This is a genomic window from Prauserella oleivorans (genome assembly GCF_042685745.1).
Classification (GTDB): domain Bacteria; phylum Actinomycetota; class Actinomycetes; order Mycobacteriales; family Pseudonocardiaceae; genus Prauserella_A; species Prauserella_A oleivorans.
Window position 1 is genome coordinate 5,009,588 of the sequence record NZ_JBHUNT010000001.1, and the last position, 16,098, is coordinate 5,025,685.

Below are 16,098 nucleotides of genomic sequence, written 5' to 3' on the forward strand. Positions count from 1 at the left end.
CGACAGTAGTACCGCCGGACCGGCGAGCGTCAGCCGGTCTTGGCCGCCCGTCGCACACCGGCGGGCACGAACCCGCGCGTCTCCGGATCGAGCAGATACACCTGAGCGTTGCCGACGTCGAAGTACATGCCGGTGAGCCGCAGCTCGCCGCGGGCCTCCGCCTCGGCGACCAGCGGGTCCCGGCGCAGGTGCTCCAGCTGCTGCAGCACGTTGTGCAGCGCCAGCGCGTCGCCCGGCGTCTCCGGTTCGCGGCCGTCGACCGCCACCGGCGGCTCGGACTCGCTGCGGCGCAGGCTCGGCTCGCCGTGCTCCAGCCAGCGCGCGAGCGACTCCAGCCCCTCGGGTGCCTCGCTCACCAGCGCCCGCATCGCGCCGCACGACGAGTGCCCGCACACCACGATCTCGCGCACGCCCAGCACGCTCACCGCGTACTCGATCGACGACCACACCGACGCGCCGTCGGCGGAGTCGCCGCCCCGATCGGGCACGAGGTTGCCGACGTTGCGCACGGTGAACAGGTCGCCGGGACCGCTCGTCGTGATGACGTTCGGCACGATCCGCGCATCGGCGCAGGTGATGAACAGCGTGTGCGGCTCCTGACCCGCGGCGAGCCTGCTCAGCGTCTCCTGCACGAGCGGCGCGGTCCGCGTCTGGAACTCGGACGTACCGCGGTACAGCGGTTCGGAGCGCTGGTCCGGGATCTCCACACCGAAGTCCTTGGCCATCCATTCCGACCACGGCGCGAGCCAGCGCGGCACCGGCGGCTTGGCCCGGTCCCTGCGCACGATCGGGGTCTCTGCCTTGCCGCTGGCGAACCACGGGTGGCCGAGCTCGTCGACGATCACCGTGCCGCCGGCGCGTTCGTGCGCCTGCTGCCAGCTGGACAGGCAGTCGAAGGCCGCGTGGTCGAGGTAGTCGACGACGAGCTCGAGCGTGACGGTGCTGCGTGCGGGCAACCCGTTGAGCACAGTGGACAGTCGCGGCACCGACAGGAACGTCAGCGCACCTTCCACGACGACCCGCCACTGGTCCCCGTCGCCCTCGGCGTGGATGCCGGACCACATCGTGCGCCGCAACATGAGCACGAGCGCGAACGCGATCCCGATGAGCACGCCGGTGAGCAGGTCGATCACGACGACGCCGGCGACCGTCACCAGGTACACGGGCAGGTCGCCGTGGCGGAGCACCTGCTTGATGTTGTCGATGTCGACCAGCTTCGCGCCGACATGCACGAGCAGCCCGGCCAGCGCGGCGAGCGGGATGCTCTCGACCACCCCGGCCAGCGCCACCACGAACACCAGGATCCACACGCCGTGCAGGATCGCCGAGGCGCGGGTACGCGCACCGGCGCGGACGTTGGTGGAGCTGCGCACGATGACGCCGGTGACCGGCAGCCCGCCGAGGCCGCCGGAGGCCATGTTCGCCAGTCCCTGACCGAGGAGCTCGCGGTTGAGGTTGGCCCGGGGGCCGGTGTGCATCTTGTCGACCGCGACGGCGGAGAGCAGCGTCTCCACGCTCGCGATCAGCGCGATCGTCAGCGCCGCCAGTCCGAACTGGAACCAGCCCCCGTCCGGCAGCTCGGGCACGAGATCGATCGCGAGGACCTGGCTCGGCAGGTCGACGCGCTCGGCCGAGAGGTTCAGCACGGCGGCGAGCACGGTGACCAGCGTGATGGCCGCGAGCGGTGCCGGGATGACGCGGACCGCCTGAGGCAGCTTGGTCCAGACCAGAAGAATCGCGATGGTCGTCAGGCCGAGGAAGGCCGCGGTGTCGTGATGGCCGACGATCTGCCCCGGCAGCTCGGTGATGTTGGCGATGGCGTTGCTCTGCGGCGAGCCGCCCAGCACGACGTGCAGCTGACCGAGCACGATCGTCACACCGATGCCCGCGAGCATGCCGTGCACGATGGCCGGCGAGATCGCCAGTGCCGCTCGCGCGACCCTGCTCAGTCCGAAAAGGACCTGCAGCAGACCGGCGACGACGGTGATCGCGCACGTCACCACCCAGCCGAACTCCTGGATGGTCTCCGCCATCACCACGGTGAGCCCGGCGGCAGGCCCGCTGACCTGCAGCGGCGAGCCACCGAAGAACCCGACGACCACGCCACCGATCACGGCGGCGATGAGCCCGGCGACGATGGGCGCCCCGGAGGCGAGCGCGATGCCCAGCGACAACGGGACGGCGACGAGGAAGACCACCAATGAGGCAGGCACGTCGTAGCGCAGCACCGTACGCAGGGACAGTCTGCCTGCCCCGTGCCTCCGGTCGCCTACCTGACCGATTCCATGCGTCATGACATCGCCCTCCCGGGTGTGTTTGTCGTGCGGACTCCGTGCCGCAACGGCAGTGATGGCGCTCGAGGTCGTCGGCGACCGCGGGCCTCGGCCCGCGCGCTCACGTTGGCACCTTCACCAGGTACCAGAACTGTGCGTGAATTGTCCGCTATGGAAAGAAATTCTCATGTTTCCGTCATCGGCTGGTCACTACACTTCGGACACTGGAGGTGAGCACGAAGCCCCAGTCGTGCACTGAGTCTCACTCGATTACGACACCGTTGGCCGGAAACATCACGTCGAGTGAGATTCGCCGACACGGTCGTTGGGTCCAGCACCGGAACAGGTGATCTTGCGGGTCCATGGCGTTGCGAATGGGACATCGCCTCCACGCAGGCGCCCGGACGCGGGCGCTCGGCGCCACCGCATAGGGTGCGACCATGCGAGACAGCGGCGTGCGGTACCGGCCGATCTCGCCGGAGCGGCTCGTCGGCGAACTCGCCGACCGGATCGCGAGCCTGCCCGCCGATCGGTGGTCGCGCGTCGCCGTCGACGGCTCCGGGACCGCGGCCGACCCCGCGGGACTGGCCGACTCGCTCGTCGAACCGCTCCGCGTCCGCGGCCGCGAGGTGCTGCGGGTGTCCGCGTGGGACTTCCTGCGTCCGGCGTCACTGCGGTTCGAGCGCGGGCGGACCGACCCGGACGTGCGCTACGAGGACTGGCTGGACACCGGCGCCCTGCGGCGTGAGGTGCTCGGTCCGCTGGAACCGGGTGGTTCCGGCGAGGTGCTGCCGGCCCTGTGGGACCGCGAACGCGACCGCGCGCACCGGCTGCCGCGCACCACCCTGCCCGCCGGTGCGGTGCTCCTGCTCGACGGGGAACTGCTGCTGGGCCACGGTTTGCGGTTCGACCTCACGGTGCATCTGTGGCTCTCCCCCGCCGCACTCGAACGGCGGACGCCACCCGAGTCACATTGGGCGCTGCCCGCGTACGCCCGGTACGAGCGCGACGTGCAGCCCGCGCTCACGGCCGACGTCGTGGTGCGGATGGACCGCCCGCACCATCCGGCCGTCCGGGAACCGTGACCGTCAGCCGACGACCCGGAACCACAAGTTGGACGCGAGCGCGGCCTCGCTCAGGCCGATCCGTTCCAGCTTCACGTTCGTCCCGCCGGGCACGTCGAACAGGCGCACGCCGTCCCCCAGCAGCACCGGCACGACGCACACGAGGACCTCGTCGAGCCATCCCGCCGCCAGGCACTGGCGCGCGATGTCGGCGCCGAGGATGCTCACGTACTTCTCGCCCGCGGCCTCCCTGGCGGCGGCGACCCCGCCGGCCAGATCACCGGCGAACGTCACGCCCGGCACCGGCTCGTCCGGGACATGGTGGGTGACGACGATCTGCGGGCCCTCCCACGCTCCCCCGTACGCGCCCTCGTTCTCGGTTCCCTTGTTCGGGTCGTCGCCACGGAACGTGCGGTTGCCGATCAACAGCGCACCGATGTCACCGACCAGCCCGTCGATGGGCGGGTTGGGTGCCATGTACTCGCTGAGCCACGACATGTCACCACCAGGGCCCGCGATGAAGCCGTCGAGCGACATGCTGGCCGAGTACAGAAGCTTCGCCATGGGGACCTCCACGATCGCCGGACACGGTCACCAGATCAGACCGGGCCCGGGCCGGGAAGTCATCGCCGCCTGCGCGCCGCGGACGCGGGAACGCCGTCGAGCATCGCCTGCAGCCGGCGCGCGAGCATGTCCCACCGCCAGTGCTCGCTGACCCACCGGCGTCCCGCCTCCCCCATGGCGCGGGCACGCACGGGGTCGGCCAGCAGCGCGGCGACGGTGTCGATCAGCTGGTCGAGCCTGCGCCCGTCGACGACGTGCCCGGTCACCTCGTCGAGCACGGTCTCCGGCGCGCCACCCGAGTTGCCCGCCACGACGGGCAGTCCGGCGGCCGACGCCTCGAGGTAGACGATGCCCAGCCCCTCCACGTCGAGGCCCTTGCCGCGGGTGCGGGCGGGCATGGCGAACACGTCGCCGGCGGTGTAGTGCGCGGGCAGTTCCTCCCATGGCACCGATCCGGTCAGGACCACGTGCTCGGCCACGCCTTCCTGTTCGGCGAGCGCCGCGAGACGTTTGCGGTACGGGCCGCCGCCGACCAGCAGCAGCGCGGCATCGCGCACGCGCTTGCGCAGCTCCGGCAGGGCGCGGATGAGCATGTCCTGGCCCTTGCGCGGGACCAGCCGGGACACGCAGACCACGGTCGGCCGGTCGTCGAGCCCGTACCGTTTGCGCAGCTCCGCCCGTGCGGCGTCGTCGGGCCGGAAGACGTCCGGATCGACACCGGAGGGCAGGTGTTCGAGGCCGGCCATCGGCCCGAACGCGGAGGCGAACCGGCGTCGTGTGTAGTCGCTGACGTAGGTGATGACGTCGGTGGTCTCGCCGATGCGGCGCAGCGCCTGCCGGGCCCCCGGGAGCATCGACCAGCCGACCTCGTGGCCGTGGGTGCAGGCCACCACCCGGCGCGCGCCGGCAGTCCGCAATGGACTGCCGAGCAGCGCGAGCGGGGCAGCCGCACCGAACCACACGGTCTCGCAGTCCCGCGACCGCAGCAAGGACTTCGCCTGCCGCAGCACGTCCGGCGTCGGCAGCATCAGCGACGTGGGATGCCGGACGACCTCGAACGGCGCTTCCGCGTCGAACGCACGCGACGAGCCCGAACCGCGTTCCCAGGTCGGCGCGTAGACGACGAGGTCGTCCGCGGGCAACCGGGTCGCGAGGGCGTGCAGGTACGACTGGATGCCGCCGGGCCGGGGCGGGAAGTCGTTCGTCACCAAGAGGGTGCGGCGCATGGTGTAAAGCTATCCCGCCCCGGAGCGGGCTCGCGGGGTCAGGCGACCCGGCGAGCCCCGCTGTACTCGTCCTGCAGCGGCGACACCTTCACGACGTCACCCTCCGTCGGAGCGTGCACCATCATGCCGTTGCCGATGTAGATGCCGACGTGCGAGACGGGCGAGTAGAAGAACACGAGGTCACCCGGCTGCAGCTGGTCGCGCGACACCGCGGTGCCGTACGTGGACTGGGCGCTGCTCGTGCGCGGGATGCTGATGCCCGCCTGCTGGTAGGCCCACTGGGTGAGGCCGGAGCAGTCGAACGAGTCCGGACCGGTGTCGCCCCAGCCGTAGGGGCTGCCGCGCTTCGACAGCGCCGCGTCGACCGCGACCTGGGCCGCCGCGCCGGGCGCGGTGACGTTCCCGACGTCGGGACCAGTGTCCTGCTGCGCGGCCTGGTCCTCGTCGCTGAGCAGTCCGGCCTGCTCCTTGAGCTCCTCGAGCTGGGCGTCGAGGCGTTCCTTGCGCGCCTCGATGTCGGCCGTGAGCCGCGCGGCGGCGTCCTTGGCGTTCTGCGCCCTGCGCTGGGCGTCGGCGGCCTGCCGCTTCGCCGCCTCGGCGGCGTCGACGGCGCCCTTGAGCTTGCGCAGCGCCTCGTTCTTGTCGGTCGCCAGCACGTCGAGCGCCGAGGAACGCTCGAGGAAGTCCTGCGCGGAGTCGCCGGTCAGCAGCGCCGACAGCTTGTTCATCTGCGCGCCGGTGGTGAACGACGCGCCCGCGAACCGGTCGACCTCGACGCGGTAGCGGGCCTCGTCGGCGGCCGCCTGCCGCTGGGCCTGGCCTGCGTTCTCGAGTTCGGTGTTGGCCCGCTCGAGCTCGCCTTCCCGAGCCTTCAGGTCTTCCTGGGCCTGGAGGTATTCCTCGTTGAGCTTCTCGGCCTCGGCGGCGAGTTCGCGGTACCTCGCCAGCGCGTCCGAGGTGCTCGGCTGCTGCAGGGCGATCGGGGGTGTCTGGGGGGCGGGGGCAGGGGAAGCGGTGGCCGGTGACTGGGTGAAGGTGACGACCGCGATCACGGCGGAGGCCGCCAGCGCGCCCGAAACCACGCGCTTCACGGGATGCGACTGCACGTCGCGACTGTCTCCTTTGCTCTCCAGCCGCCTACCGGTCACGGACCACGGCCGAGGTCGGGGGCCCTCGTCGTGTTCCGCCGCGCCCAGGCACGGGAGTACCGCAGGTACCCACCTTTGCTGGTGTCGCGCGTTGTGTCCGGCACAGCTCCCCGACACAAGCTGTTACGGCGGCGATCCCGCGTCGCCGACTCTTGAGGAACGGCTGCCTGGCGCGAGATCTCGGCCAGGTTACGAAACGTCAGCGCCGGCGTCCACCAGCGGGGGGTCGTGATTCGTTCGCCGCACCAGGCACCCCGTTCGGACCAGCGGTTAGTCGCCGGCTGTGATTGACCTAACACAGCGAGGCTGTATTACCGCCGACCGTTCACCTGATCGGATGGACCGTTCGGCGCACGGTCCTCGTCAGCCCGCCCGCCGCCGAGCCGGCGTCCCGGGCACGAGCCGTAGCTTCGGCACCATCCCCGCCTCCGCGAGCACGTCCACGGCGCGCTGCTCGGCACTGTCCCACTCCACCTCCGGCGGCGCCCCCAGCAGGACGCTCACGACGCAGTCGGAGCAGGCATCCCCACGAACCTGGCAACGGTCACAGTCGATGACCAGCGTGTCCTCGTCGAAGAAGTCCATACCGGCACGCTAAGTCGGCCCACCGACATTTTCCGTGCCGCACGCCCTCAGATCGTGCCGGCGTACTCCCAGTGCCACGGCTCCTCGCGCCCGCCGCCCTGCCGCGCCCAGCCCGGGTTGACCCAGCCGAACGCCGCGGCGTGCTCGGTCAGCCACCGGTGCTGCGGCGTGCCGAACGACTCCGCCCCACCGCACAGGTCCACGGCAAGTCCCCAGCCGTGGTTGCTCGTGCCCGGGACGGCGGCGAGGGCGGGCTTGCGGCGGTAGAGGTCCACCTGCGCGTCGAACGTGCGGTAGGAGTCGGTGAGGCACAACGGCCGCCCGAACGTCGCGGCGTAGGCCTGCGACATCGCCTGGAAGGCCTGCGCGGCGTCACAGCGCAGGACGTGCGCGGCCACCCCGATCCGGCACAACGCCGCGGCGGGGATCAGGCCGTTCGGATAGCCGCCCCACGCACCGGCGGCCTCGTCCGCGGCGGCCTGCCGCACGGGCACCTCCACACCACCGCAACGCCACGTCAGCGCGTCCTCCGCCCGCTGGGGCACCGGCGCGGGGGCCCGGGTGCCGAGCGCTGGCCGCACCACGCCGAGCAGGCTGTCCCCCGCGGGCATGTCCGTGACGACCACCCCGGCGAGCCGGGCGTCCGCGGCGAGCATCGTCCGACCGTCGAGCACCACGCCGACCGACTGCACGCCGTACCTGGCCGGGCCCACGAACACGAGGTCGCCGGGCGCGGCGTCGCCGACCGGCACCGGACGTCCCGTGGCGAACTGGCGGTCGGCGCCCTCGGGCAGCGGGAGACCGGCCCTGCTGAACACCGACCTGGTGAGCCCGTCACAGGAGTAGGCCACCGGGCCCTCGCCCTTCTCCCTCGGCACGTACGGCTTGCCGAGCGCGCCGACCGCCGCGGACACCGCGTCCACCGTCTCCCTCGGCAGCACCAGCAGCCGCTGCCCGTTCACGCCGATCTGCGCCACGCCGGCCTGCGGTCGGCCGTCCCGCCCGGGCAGCGGACGCAATCCGGCCGGGAGCCGCGCCGGGTCGCGCAAGGCCGCCGCCGGAGGCGGTTGGATGCCCGCGTCGGCCAGCCTGCGCAGGTACGTCCGCCAGTTCGCGGCGGTCTTCTGGTTGCGTTGTTGCTGGGCCTTCTGCCGGGCCACCACCGCGTCGTTGGCGGCGGCGATGGAGTCGCGCAGCTCGGCCGATACGGCGTCGGCGCGGTTGGTGGCGTCACCGCTGCGGCGGTCGAGCTCGGCCTTGCGAGCCGCGGCGGCCTGCTCGTCGCCCACGGCCACCCGTTCGGCCTCCACGGCCCGGCGCTTCCGCTCCAGCGCCCCGAGCAGCCGCTGATCCTGCTCGGCGCGGAGCCGGCCCAGCAACGACGATCCGCCGAGCAGCTCCTCGGGGTTGGCCGCGGTGACGAGCAGGCGGAACTCGTCGGCGCGGCCCATGGCGGTGAACACCGACCGGGAGAAGGCGTCGACCTCCCGCTGCTGTGCCGCCACGGCCTCCTCCGCGGCTCGCCGCTCGGACCGCGCCCGCTCCAGCCGCGAGCGCGCCTGGTCGAGCTCGGCACGGGCGGCGTGGATCCGGGCCGACAGGTCACCGAGCTCGCGCTGCACCTCGTTCGCGGCACGCTGCAGGTCGGCGATCACCGGGTCGGCGAAGGCCTCACCCGGCCGGCGGTCGGGGACGGGCGTGCCCGGCGCGACCCCGGCCTCGATCCGCACGTCACCCGAGTCGGGCGGTGGCTCCTGCGCCGCGGCCGGTGGCGGAGCGCCGAGCATCGAACCGGCCAGCACCACCACGGCCAGCACCCCGGCCACCCGCATCCACGCCTCCGCGTCCCTCGCAGTGATCACTCATTCGAGCACAACGACGCGGGAGCCGGTTCGTCACGCCGGGTCAGACCCGGCCCAGCCGGGCCAGCAGTACAGCCGACGGCACCGCGTGGGCGCCGCCTGCCCGCACCGACGTCACGACCGCCTGATCGGAGGTCACCACGATCAGCGGGCGACCCGGCGGCTCGGACGCCACCAGTTCGCGGATCACGTCGTCGGCGAGCACGCCGGGGTCGGAGAACAGCACCCGGACGCCACGGGGGTTGGCGGCCGGGATGGACGTCACGCCCGCCCCGTCGAACACGACGGTCACCTCCGCGTGGGTGCGCGCGTGGAGCGCGGCGAGCTGGCCGATGAGCCGCCTGCGTTGCTCGGCCAGCGTCAGCTCGGGATATCCGGTCTTGGTCACGTTGTAGCCGTCGACGACCACGTGGGCCTTCGGCAGCGCCAGCAGCCGGTCGAGGGTCTCGGCGTCCGACACCCGGTCGCCGGTGCGCCTGCCGGCACTCGCCCCGCGCACGGTGTCGGCAGGGCTGCGCCGGGTGACGCCGACGGAGAGCTCCCGGCGCAGGCCGTCGACGGCCCCGCCGAGCGTGTCCAGCAGCAGCCCGAGCCGGACCTCGTCGGCGTCGCGGGCCTCCCTGGCCGACTGCCGGGCCACCTCGGCCTCGGCGACCGCCCGCTCGGCCCGGGCGCGCTCCGCGGCCGCCCGCTGGCGTTCCCGCTCGAGCTGGGCCGTCAGCCGTTCGATCTCCCCGGCACGATCGGCACCCGCACGGGCGGCCTCGGCCTTCGCCTCGTCGGCGGCGTCGCGCGCCTGCCGCAGCGCGACACCCTGTTCCCGCAACCTGCCACGCAGTTTGTCCAGCTCCGCCTCCCGCTCGCTGCGGGCCTGCTCCGCCTCGGCGCGGGCCTGACGCAGCTCATCCCGGACGCTCGCGAGCTCGGTCTCCAGCTTCCGCACCCGCGCCAGCGCGGCATCGCGTTCGGCCCGCAGCGTCGTCTCCTCCGCGTGCTTCGCGACGAGCCGGACCCGGGACGACGCGCTCGACTCCCCCAGGAGCACGGCGGCCGCGGCGGAGGCGACGGAGTCCCCGGCGTTCGGGTCCAGCGCGTCGTGCCGGTGTTCGCGGAGCCACTCGAGCACGGCGGTGCGAAACCGCGGCGAGTCCTTCAAGCCGGTGAGCAGGGCGTTGCCACCGACCCGGGCACGTTTGGCGGGCGCGAACCGGGCCACCGGGCGCAGCTGGCGCGGGACGTCGTCGGGCGGCAGCTTGCCCAGTGCGGCGGCGGCCAGCGTGGCGATGCGGTCCCGGACCGACTCGGGCAGGGCGAGCCAGTCAAGCTCCCGCTCCTCGTCGTCGTCGGGCACGCCGCTGCCCGGCCCGGGAGCGCTCTCCTCGGGCTCGTCGGGGTGTGCGGACGACGGCAGCATCCATTCAGCTTAGGCCGCCCGAGCGCGCCCTGCGCCCCGCGTCGATCAGCGGGCGGGCTCCACCACCACGCGAGCGGCCACGGGCAGGTGGTCCGACGCACCCGGGTCCGTCGTGAGCACGCGGGTCCACACCGGACGCACGCCCTCGCCGACGTAGACGTAGTCGATCCGCCGGTCCGCGTCCTCGGCCGGATAGGTCGCCCCCGAGCCCGTGCCCGCCGCCGTCCAGGCGTCGGTGAACGTCTCGTCCAGGGTGGCGATCTCCGGAGCGTCCGGCAGCGCGTTCAGATCGCCCACCAGGACGGCCGGCCGCGTGTCTCCGATCAGCTCGACGAGCTGGCGGGTCTGCGCGATCCGGTCGGTCTGCGAGCTGGCGGCCAGGTGGGTGTCGTAGACGTGCACCGGCACGCCCCGCACGTCCAGCTCGGCGTGCAGCAGCCCGCGCTGTTCCTGATCGGGCGAGCGGGCGAGGTAGGTGTTGTCCCAGTCCCGGATCGGGTAGCGGGACAGGATCGCCGTGCCGTACTGCACCCGCGGCTTGCCCGGCTCCGGCGGTTCCCGGTCGATGTTGGCACCGAACACCACGTGGTAGCCGAGCCTGCGCGCCAGCTCGCCGGCCTGGTCTGCCCAGTCACTGCGGCCGGAGTAGTGCCGGTCCACCTCCTGCAGTCCGGCGACGTCCGCGCCGCTCTCCCGGATCACGCGGGCGATGCGGTCGAGGTCGAGCGTGCCGTCCGTGCCCTGTGCGTGGTGGATGTTGAACGAGAGCACCGTGAACGGTCGTGCCCCACTCGCCGACGCCGGTGTCGTACTCGTCACCGTCATCACCCCGCACACCGCCATCAGTGCCGCCAGCCACCGCCGTACCCGCATCCGGACCTCCCGTCCACGTCGTCGCGGTGATCGTTCCGGCCGGACACGGCCACGGGGTGATCCCGGGATGAACGGGGGTGGACGGGCGCCGGAGGATTGTCGGTCCCCCTGCTTAAGGTCCCGATCATGCAGCTCGCCTTCGACGAATTGGGAACACCGTTGCGGGACACCACCTTCGTCGTCGTCGATCTGGAGACCACGGGCGCACCGCCGGGCCCGGACGGCATCACGGAGATCGGGGCCGTGAAAGTGCGTGGCGGCGAGGTGCTGGGCGAGTTCGCCACGCTCGTCGACCCGCGAGCCCCGATCCCGCCGCAGATCGTCGCGCTCACCGGCATCACCACGGCGATGGTCCAGGCCGCTCCCCGTATCGAACGTGTCCTGCCCGCCTTCCTGGAGTTCGCCGCAGGGTCTGTGCTGGTGGCCCACAACGCCGGATTCGACGTCGGGTTCCTCCGCGCGGCCTGCCAGGGCCACGGCTACACCTGGCCCCGGCCGCCCGTGGTCTGCACCCTCAAGCTCGCCCGACGGGTGCTGTCCGGACAGGACTCGCCGCGCAAGCAGAGCCACCGGCTCTCCGCGCTGGCCGAGCTGCTCGGCGCGCGCACCAAGCCGACCCACCGTGCGCTCGACGACGCCCGCGCCACCGTGGACGTCCTGCACGCTCTGCTCGAGCGGGTCGGGTCGATCGGCGTGCAGTCCCTCGAGGAGCTGCTCGACTACCTGCCGGACGTCACGCCCGCCCAGCGCCGCAAGCGGGGCATGGCGGCTCACCTGCCCGAGCGACCGGGTGTGTACCTCTTTCGCGGCCCCGGCGACGAGGTGCTTTACGTCGGCACCGCGAGCAACCTGCGGCGACGGGTGCGCCAGTACTTCACCGGGTCGGACAGCCGCGGCCGGATCCGGGAGATGGTCGGCCTCGCGGAGCGGGTGGACGGCATCGAGTGCGCCCACGCACTGGAGGCGCAGGTCCGGGAGCTGCGGTTGCTCGCCGCGCACCGGCCCGCCTACAACCGCCGGTCGAAGAACCCGCGGAAGGCATGGTGGGTGGTGCTCACCGACGAGGCGTTCCCGAGGCTGTCGGTGGTCAGGCAGGAACGCGACGGCGCGCTCGGCCCGTTCGGCTCGCAGGCGCGCGCGAAGATCGCCGCGGACGCCCTGGCCGGTGCGGCCGGGCTGCGCACGTGCACGCAGCGCATCCCGGCCCGCGATCCCCGGGGCACTCCGTGTGTGCTCGCCGAACTCGGCAAGTGCGGTGCCCCGTGCGCGGGCAGGCAGAGCGTGCGGGAGTACGAGCCGGCCGTGCGGCTGGTCACCGACCTCGTCGCGGGCACCGGCAACGACGCGCTGCACGCCGCCCGCGCCCACGTCGACGCCCTCGCCGACGCCGAGCACTTCGAGCAGGCCGCCCGGCGCCGCGACGCGCTGGTGACCCTGCTGCGCGGCGTCGACCGCGGACACCGGCTGGCCGCGCTGGCCGCCATCCCCGAGCTGGTGGCCGCGGCTCCGGACGGGGCGCGCGGCTGGGAGTTCGCGGTGATCCGCCACGGACGGCTCGCCTCGGCCGGCGTGGCCCGGCGCGGGGTGCCGCCGATGCCCGTGGTCGACGCACTGGTGGCGTCCGCCGAAACGGTGCTGCCCGGCCCCGGTCCTCTGCGCGGGGCGGCCGCCGAGGAGGTCGGCCTGATCCTGCGCTGGCTCACGCGGCCGGGCGTCCGGCTCGTCCGCGCGGCGACGCCGTGGGCCGAGCCCGCCCACGGCGCGGGTAAGTGGCAGCCCTGGCTCGACCGGGCGGCCACCGCCACGACGCTCGAGAACGTCGGGTGAGCCGAGACTACGATCACGGCAGAACCGCGCACGTCTTCCAGGAGGCCATCTTGATCACCGCGATCGTCCTTATCAACGCAGCGGCGGACAGCATTCCCGAGACCGCACAGGCGATCGCGGACATCGACGGGGTGTCCGAGGTCTACTCGTGCGCGGGTGATGTCGACCTGATCGCCATGGTCCGCGTGCCGACGCACGAGGACCTCGCGGCCCTCGTGCCGACGAAGATCAGCAAGGTCCCCGGTGTGCTCGACACCGACACGCACATCGCGTTCCGGTCGTACTCCAGCGCCGACACCGAGTCGGCCTTCGAGATCGGCATCGAATCCGACTGACGCCGGGCAGCCCTCGCACACCGCGGGCGCCAGGTGACCCCGGACACGAAACGGGGCTCCCGGTCACCTCGACCGGGAGCCCCGTTTCGTGCGTGTCGGACTTACTCGCCGCGCGGCGTGGAGAGCGTTCCCGAGGTGGCCTCCTCGGGCTCCGGCGCCTCCAGCTGGCCCGCGCCGCCGTAGTCGTGCTGGCGGGCCCGGGCCGCCTCGAGCGCGGCCGTCTCCTCCGGCGGGTCCGGCGACAGCAGGCCACCGGCGACGGGCTGACCCGCGGTACCGAGCTTGTTCATCTTCTTCGGCACCGGCGCGCCCTGGTACTCGAGCGGCACCGGGTGGCCGTGGTCGTCCACCGGGCCAAGCGGCTGGTGGATCTCGATGAACTCACCGTGCGGAAGCCGCTTGATGATGCCGGTCTCCACACCGTGCTCGAGCACCTCGCGGTCGGACCGCTGCAGGCCCAGGCAGATGCGATACGTGACGAAGTACGCCAGCGGCGGCAGCAACAGGATGCCGATCCGGCCCATCCACGTCGTCGCGTTCAGGGAGATGTCGAAGGTGAACGCGATGATGTCGTTGAACCCGGACAGCTCCAGCACCATGAAGAAGGTGATCGCCATGACGCCGAGGCTCGTCCTCACCGGTGCGTCACGCGGCCGTTGCAGCAGGTTGTGGTGCGCGGTGTCCTTGGACAGCTTCCGTTCGATGAACGGATACGCGATCAGCACCGTGAACAGGATGCCCATGCCGATGGCACCGGCGAAGAACACCGGCGGCACCGTGTAGTTGCCGATGTAGAGCTCCCACGCCGGCCAGATGCGCAGGATGCCGTCCGCCCAGGCCAGATACCAGTCGGGTTGGGACCCCGCCGAGACCTGGGACGGGTTGTACGGCCCGATGTGCCACACGGCGTTGATCTGGAACAGACCCGACATCAGCGCGATGAACCCGGTGACGACCGCGAAGAACGCGCCCGCCTTCACGGCGAACACCGGCATGATCCGGACGCCGACGACGTTGGTCTCCTTGCGCCGCACACCCGGGAACTGGGTGTGTTTCTGGTACCAGACCAGGGCCAGGTGCACGGCGACCAGCGCCAGCATGATGCCAGGGATGATCAGGATGTGCAGGGCGTACATGCGCGGCACGATCACGGTGCCGGGGAACTCCCCGCCGAACAACGCCCAGTGCAACCACGTACCGATCACCGGGACCGAGAGCACGATGCCCGACAGGGTCGCGCGGATACCGGTACCGGAGAGCAGGTCGTCCGGCAGCGAGTATCCGAAGAAGCCCTCGAACATGCCCAGGATCAGCAGCAGCGCGCCGATGACCCAGTTGGCCTCACGCGGCCTGCGGAACGCTCCGGTGAAGAACACCCGGAACATGTGCACCATCATCGCCGCGACGAAGATCAGCGCCGCCCAGTGGTGCATCTGCCGCACGAAGAGCCCGCCCCGGACCTCGAACGAGATCTCCAGGGTGCTCTCCAGCGCGCGGGACATCTCGATGCCCTGCAGGTTCGTGTACGGGCCGTTGTAGACGACCTCCTCCATCGAGGGGTCGAAGAACAACGTCAGGTAGATGCCCGACACGATCAGGATGATGAAGCTGTAGAGCGCGATCTCCCCGAGCAGGAACGACCAGTGCGTCGGGAAGACCTTGTTCATCTGGTGCCGCAGGCCCTTGGACAGCATGTACCGCTGGTCGGCGTTGTTCGCCGCCTCAGCGGCATGCCGCTGGAGAGCACTGGAGCCCTTGGTCGGTGTGGTGAGTGAGCTCATGACTTGCGCTCCCAGAAACCGGGTCCGATCGGCTCGATGAAGTCGTGCCGGGCGATGAGATACCCATCACTGTGCACCGTGATGGGCAGTTGCGCCAGGGCGCGGGTGGCAGGCCCGAACACGGGCTTGGCGTACTGCAACGCATCGAACTGCGACTGGTGGCACGGGCAGAGAATCCGGTTGGTCTGCTGCTCGTACAGCGAGGTCGGGCATCCGACGTGGCTGCAGATCTTCGTGTAGGCGAAGTAGTCGCCGTAGTTGAAGTCCTCCTGGCCCTTCCGCTTCACGACGCGGGCGGCGTCCTCGGGGCGCAGGCGGATCAGCATGACGGGGTTGTCCGAGCGCTTGAGCGCGTGCGCGAGGGCCTCGTGGTCACCACGCTCGGACTCCCGGAACGGGAACACGGTCTCCATGCCCCCCGCGTCGAGGTCCTCCGGGCGCACGAGCGAGACCTCGCCCGGGTCGCCGGTGTGCCTGCGCAGGTAGACGATCTCGCCCGGGTACTGCGGCTGCCAGCCCGTGTGGGCCAGCGAGTCCTTGCCGTTGGGGTGCTTCCAGGGGTTCTCGATGAACGAGGCCACCGGGAGCGCCACCGCCCCGAGACCGAGCACGCCCGCGCCCAGGCCGGCGCTGCGCTTGATCATCGACCGGCGGCCGATGGTGCTGCGATCAGCCGTGTCCGAGAGGTGCGCGACGATCGTCTTGCGGTCGATCTCGGGCGATCCCTCGCCCATGTTGTCCGTGCGCTCCTGCACCGCCAGCTCGGCGGGGATGAACTTCTTGCTGTACAGCAGCACACCGATCGCGAGGCCGAGCACCGCGATACCCAACGTCACGCCGAGCACGGGCGTGTACAGGCTGTACCAGAAGTGCGCCGTCTCGTTGGACCGCGGCTCGTACTGCCACGGCCACCAGATCAGGGCGACGAGGAACGCCACCCCGGCCAGCGCCGCGATCAGGAACCACAGCGCGATGCCACGCTCGGCGCGCTTCTCCGCCTTGGTGCCCTTGACCGGCCACGGCTCCGGGTAGTTGACGATCTCGACGCCGTCCAGCTTGCCGCCCAGGCGCAGGAGCTCGTCGCGGTCCATCGCCGCGAGCTCCTCGTCCGTGGGCCGCGGTCCTGGCTCGTTGCCGCTACTCATG

Annotated in this window: 13 protein-coding genes; 3 read left to right on the forward strand and 10 right to left on the reverse strand. The window is 71.8% G+C overall.

The genetic code is table 11. The features are described 5' to 3' along the window. Positions 1 to 29: 29 nt before the first annotated feature. A complete protein-coding gene (locus tag ACFSZT_RS24660; RefSeq protein ID WP_377385137.1) occupies positions 30 to 2,294 on the reverse strand; it encodes a SulP family inorganic anion transporter in 2,265 nt (754 codons plus the stop codon). A 419-nt stretch (positions 2,295 to 2,713) separates the two neighbouring features. On the opposite strand from ACFSZT_RS24660, the gene ACFSZT_RS24665 reads away from it, so the two are divergent. After that, positions 2,714 to 3,358 (forward strand): uridine kinase, encoded by a 645-nt coding sequence (locus ACFSZT_RS24665; RefSeq protein ID WP_377385135.1) that lies wholly within the window; start codon positions 2,714 to 2,716, stop codon positions 3,356 to 3,358. Between the two features lie 3 nt (positions 3,359 to 3,361). Here ACFSZT_RS24665 and ACFSZT_RS24670 read toward each other — a convergent pair whose 3' ends face one another. The 7 genes from ACFSZT_RS24670 to ACFSZT_RS24700 form a co-directional block, all read right to left on the reverse strand. Beyond that, entirely contained in the window at positions 3,362 to 3,901 is a 540-nt protein-coding gene (locus ACFSZT_RS24670) for a dihydrofolate reductase family protein (protein ID WP_377385133.1), read from the reverse strand. A 59-nt stretch (positions 3,902 to 3,960) separates the two neighbouring features. Then, on the reverse strand, positions 3,961 to 5,127 hold the full coding sequence (locus ACFSZT_RS24675) for a glycosyltransferase family 4 protein (protein WP_377385131.1): 1,167 nt from the start codon (positions 5,125 to 5,127) through the stop codon (positions 3,961 to 3,963). 38 nt (positions 5,128 to 5,165) lie between these two features. After that, entirely contained in the window at positions 5,166 to 6,233 is a 1,068-nt protein-coding gene (locus ACFSZT_RS24680; RefSeq protein ID WP_377385129.1) for a C40 family peptidase, read from the reverse strand. Between the two features lie 405 nt (positions 6,234 to 6,638). Next, entirely contained in the window at positions 6,639 to 6,860 is a 222-nt protein-coding gene (locus ACFSZT_RS24685) for a hypothetical protein (protein ID WP_377385128.1), read from the reverse strand. Positions 6,861 to 6,907: 47 nt separating this feature from the next. Continuing rightward, positions 6,908 to 8,722 carry a D-alanyl-D-alanine carboxypeptidase family protein gene (locus tag ACFSZT_RS24690; RefSeq protein WP_377385126.1) on the reverse strand — a complete coding sequence of 605 codons (1,815 nt, stop codon included), beginning with the start codon at positions 8,720 to 8,722 and terminating at the stop codon, positions 6,908 to 6,910. 43 nt (positions 8,723 to 8,765) lie between these two features. After that, positions 8,766 to 10,136 carry an NYN domain-containing protein gene (locus ACFSZT_RS24695; RefSeq protein WP_377385124.1) on the reverse strand — a complete coding sequence of 457 codons (1,371 nt, stop codon included), beginning with the start codon at positions 10,134 to 10,136 and terminating at the stop codon, positions 8,766 to 8,768. Positions 10,137 to 10,181: 45 nt separating this feature from the next. Then, the gene (locus ACFSZT_RS24700; protein WP_377385123.1) at positions 10,182 to 11,009 is read right to left on the reverse strand and encodes an endonuclease/exonuclease/phosphatase family protein; all 828 of its coding nucleotides are present in this window, start codon (positions 11,007 to 11,009) and stop codon (positions 10,182 to 10,184) included. Between the two features lie 126 nt (positions 11,010 to 11,135). On the opposite strand from ACFSZT_RS24700, the gene ACFSZT_RS24705 reads away from it, so the two are divergent. Further along, positions 11,136 to 12,836, forward strand: coding sequence for a DEDD exonuclease domain-containing protein (locus ACFSZT_RS24705; protein ID WP_377385121.1), 1,701 nt, complete (start codon positions 11,136 to 11,138; stop codon positions 12,834 to 12,836). A 50-nt stretch (positions 12,837 to 12,886) separates the two neighbouring features. Then, positions 12,887 to 13,171, forward strand: coding sequence for an Lrp/AsnC family transcriptional regulator (locus ACFSZT_RS24710; RefSeq protein ID WP_377385119.1), 285 nt, complete (start codon positions 12,887 to 12,889; stop codon positions 13,169 to 13,171). A 101-nt stretch (positions 13,172 to 13,272) separates the two neighbouring features. On the opposite strand, the gene qcrB is transcribed toward ACFSZT_RS24710, so the two are convergent. Both qcrB and qcrA read right to left on the reverse strand, forming a co-directional pair. Continuing rightward, positions 13,273 to 14,952 (reverse strand): cytochrome bc1 complex cytochrome b subunit, encoded by a 1,680-nt coding sequence (gene qcrB, locus ACFSZT_RS24715; protein WP_377385117.1) that lies wholly within the window; start codon positions 14,950 to 14,952, stop codon positions 13,273 to 13,275. Beyond that, a complete protein-coding gene (qcrA, locus tag ACFSZT_RS24720) occupies positions 14,949 to 16,097 on the reverse strand; it encodes a cytochrome bc1 complex Rieske iron-sulfur subunit (protein ID WP_377385116.1) in 1,149 nt (382 codons plus the stop codon). Before qcrA ends, qcrB begins: the two co-directional genes overlap by 4 nt. Between the last annotated feature and the right edge of the window lies 1 nt (position 16,098).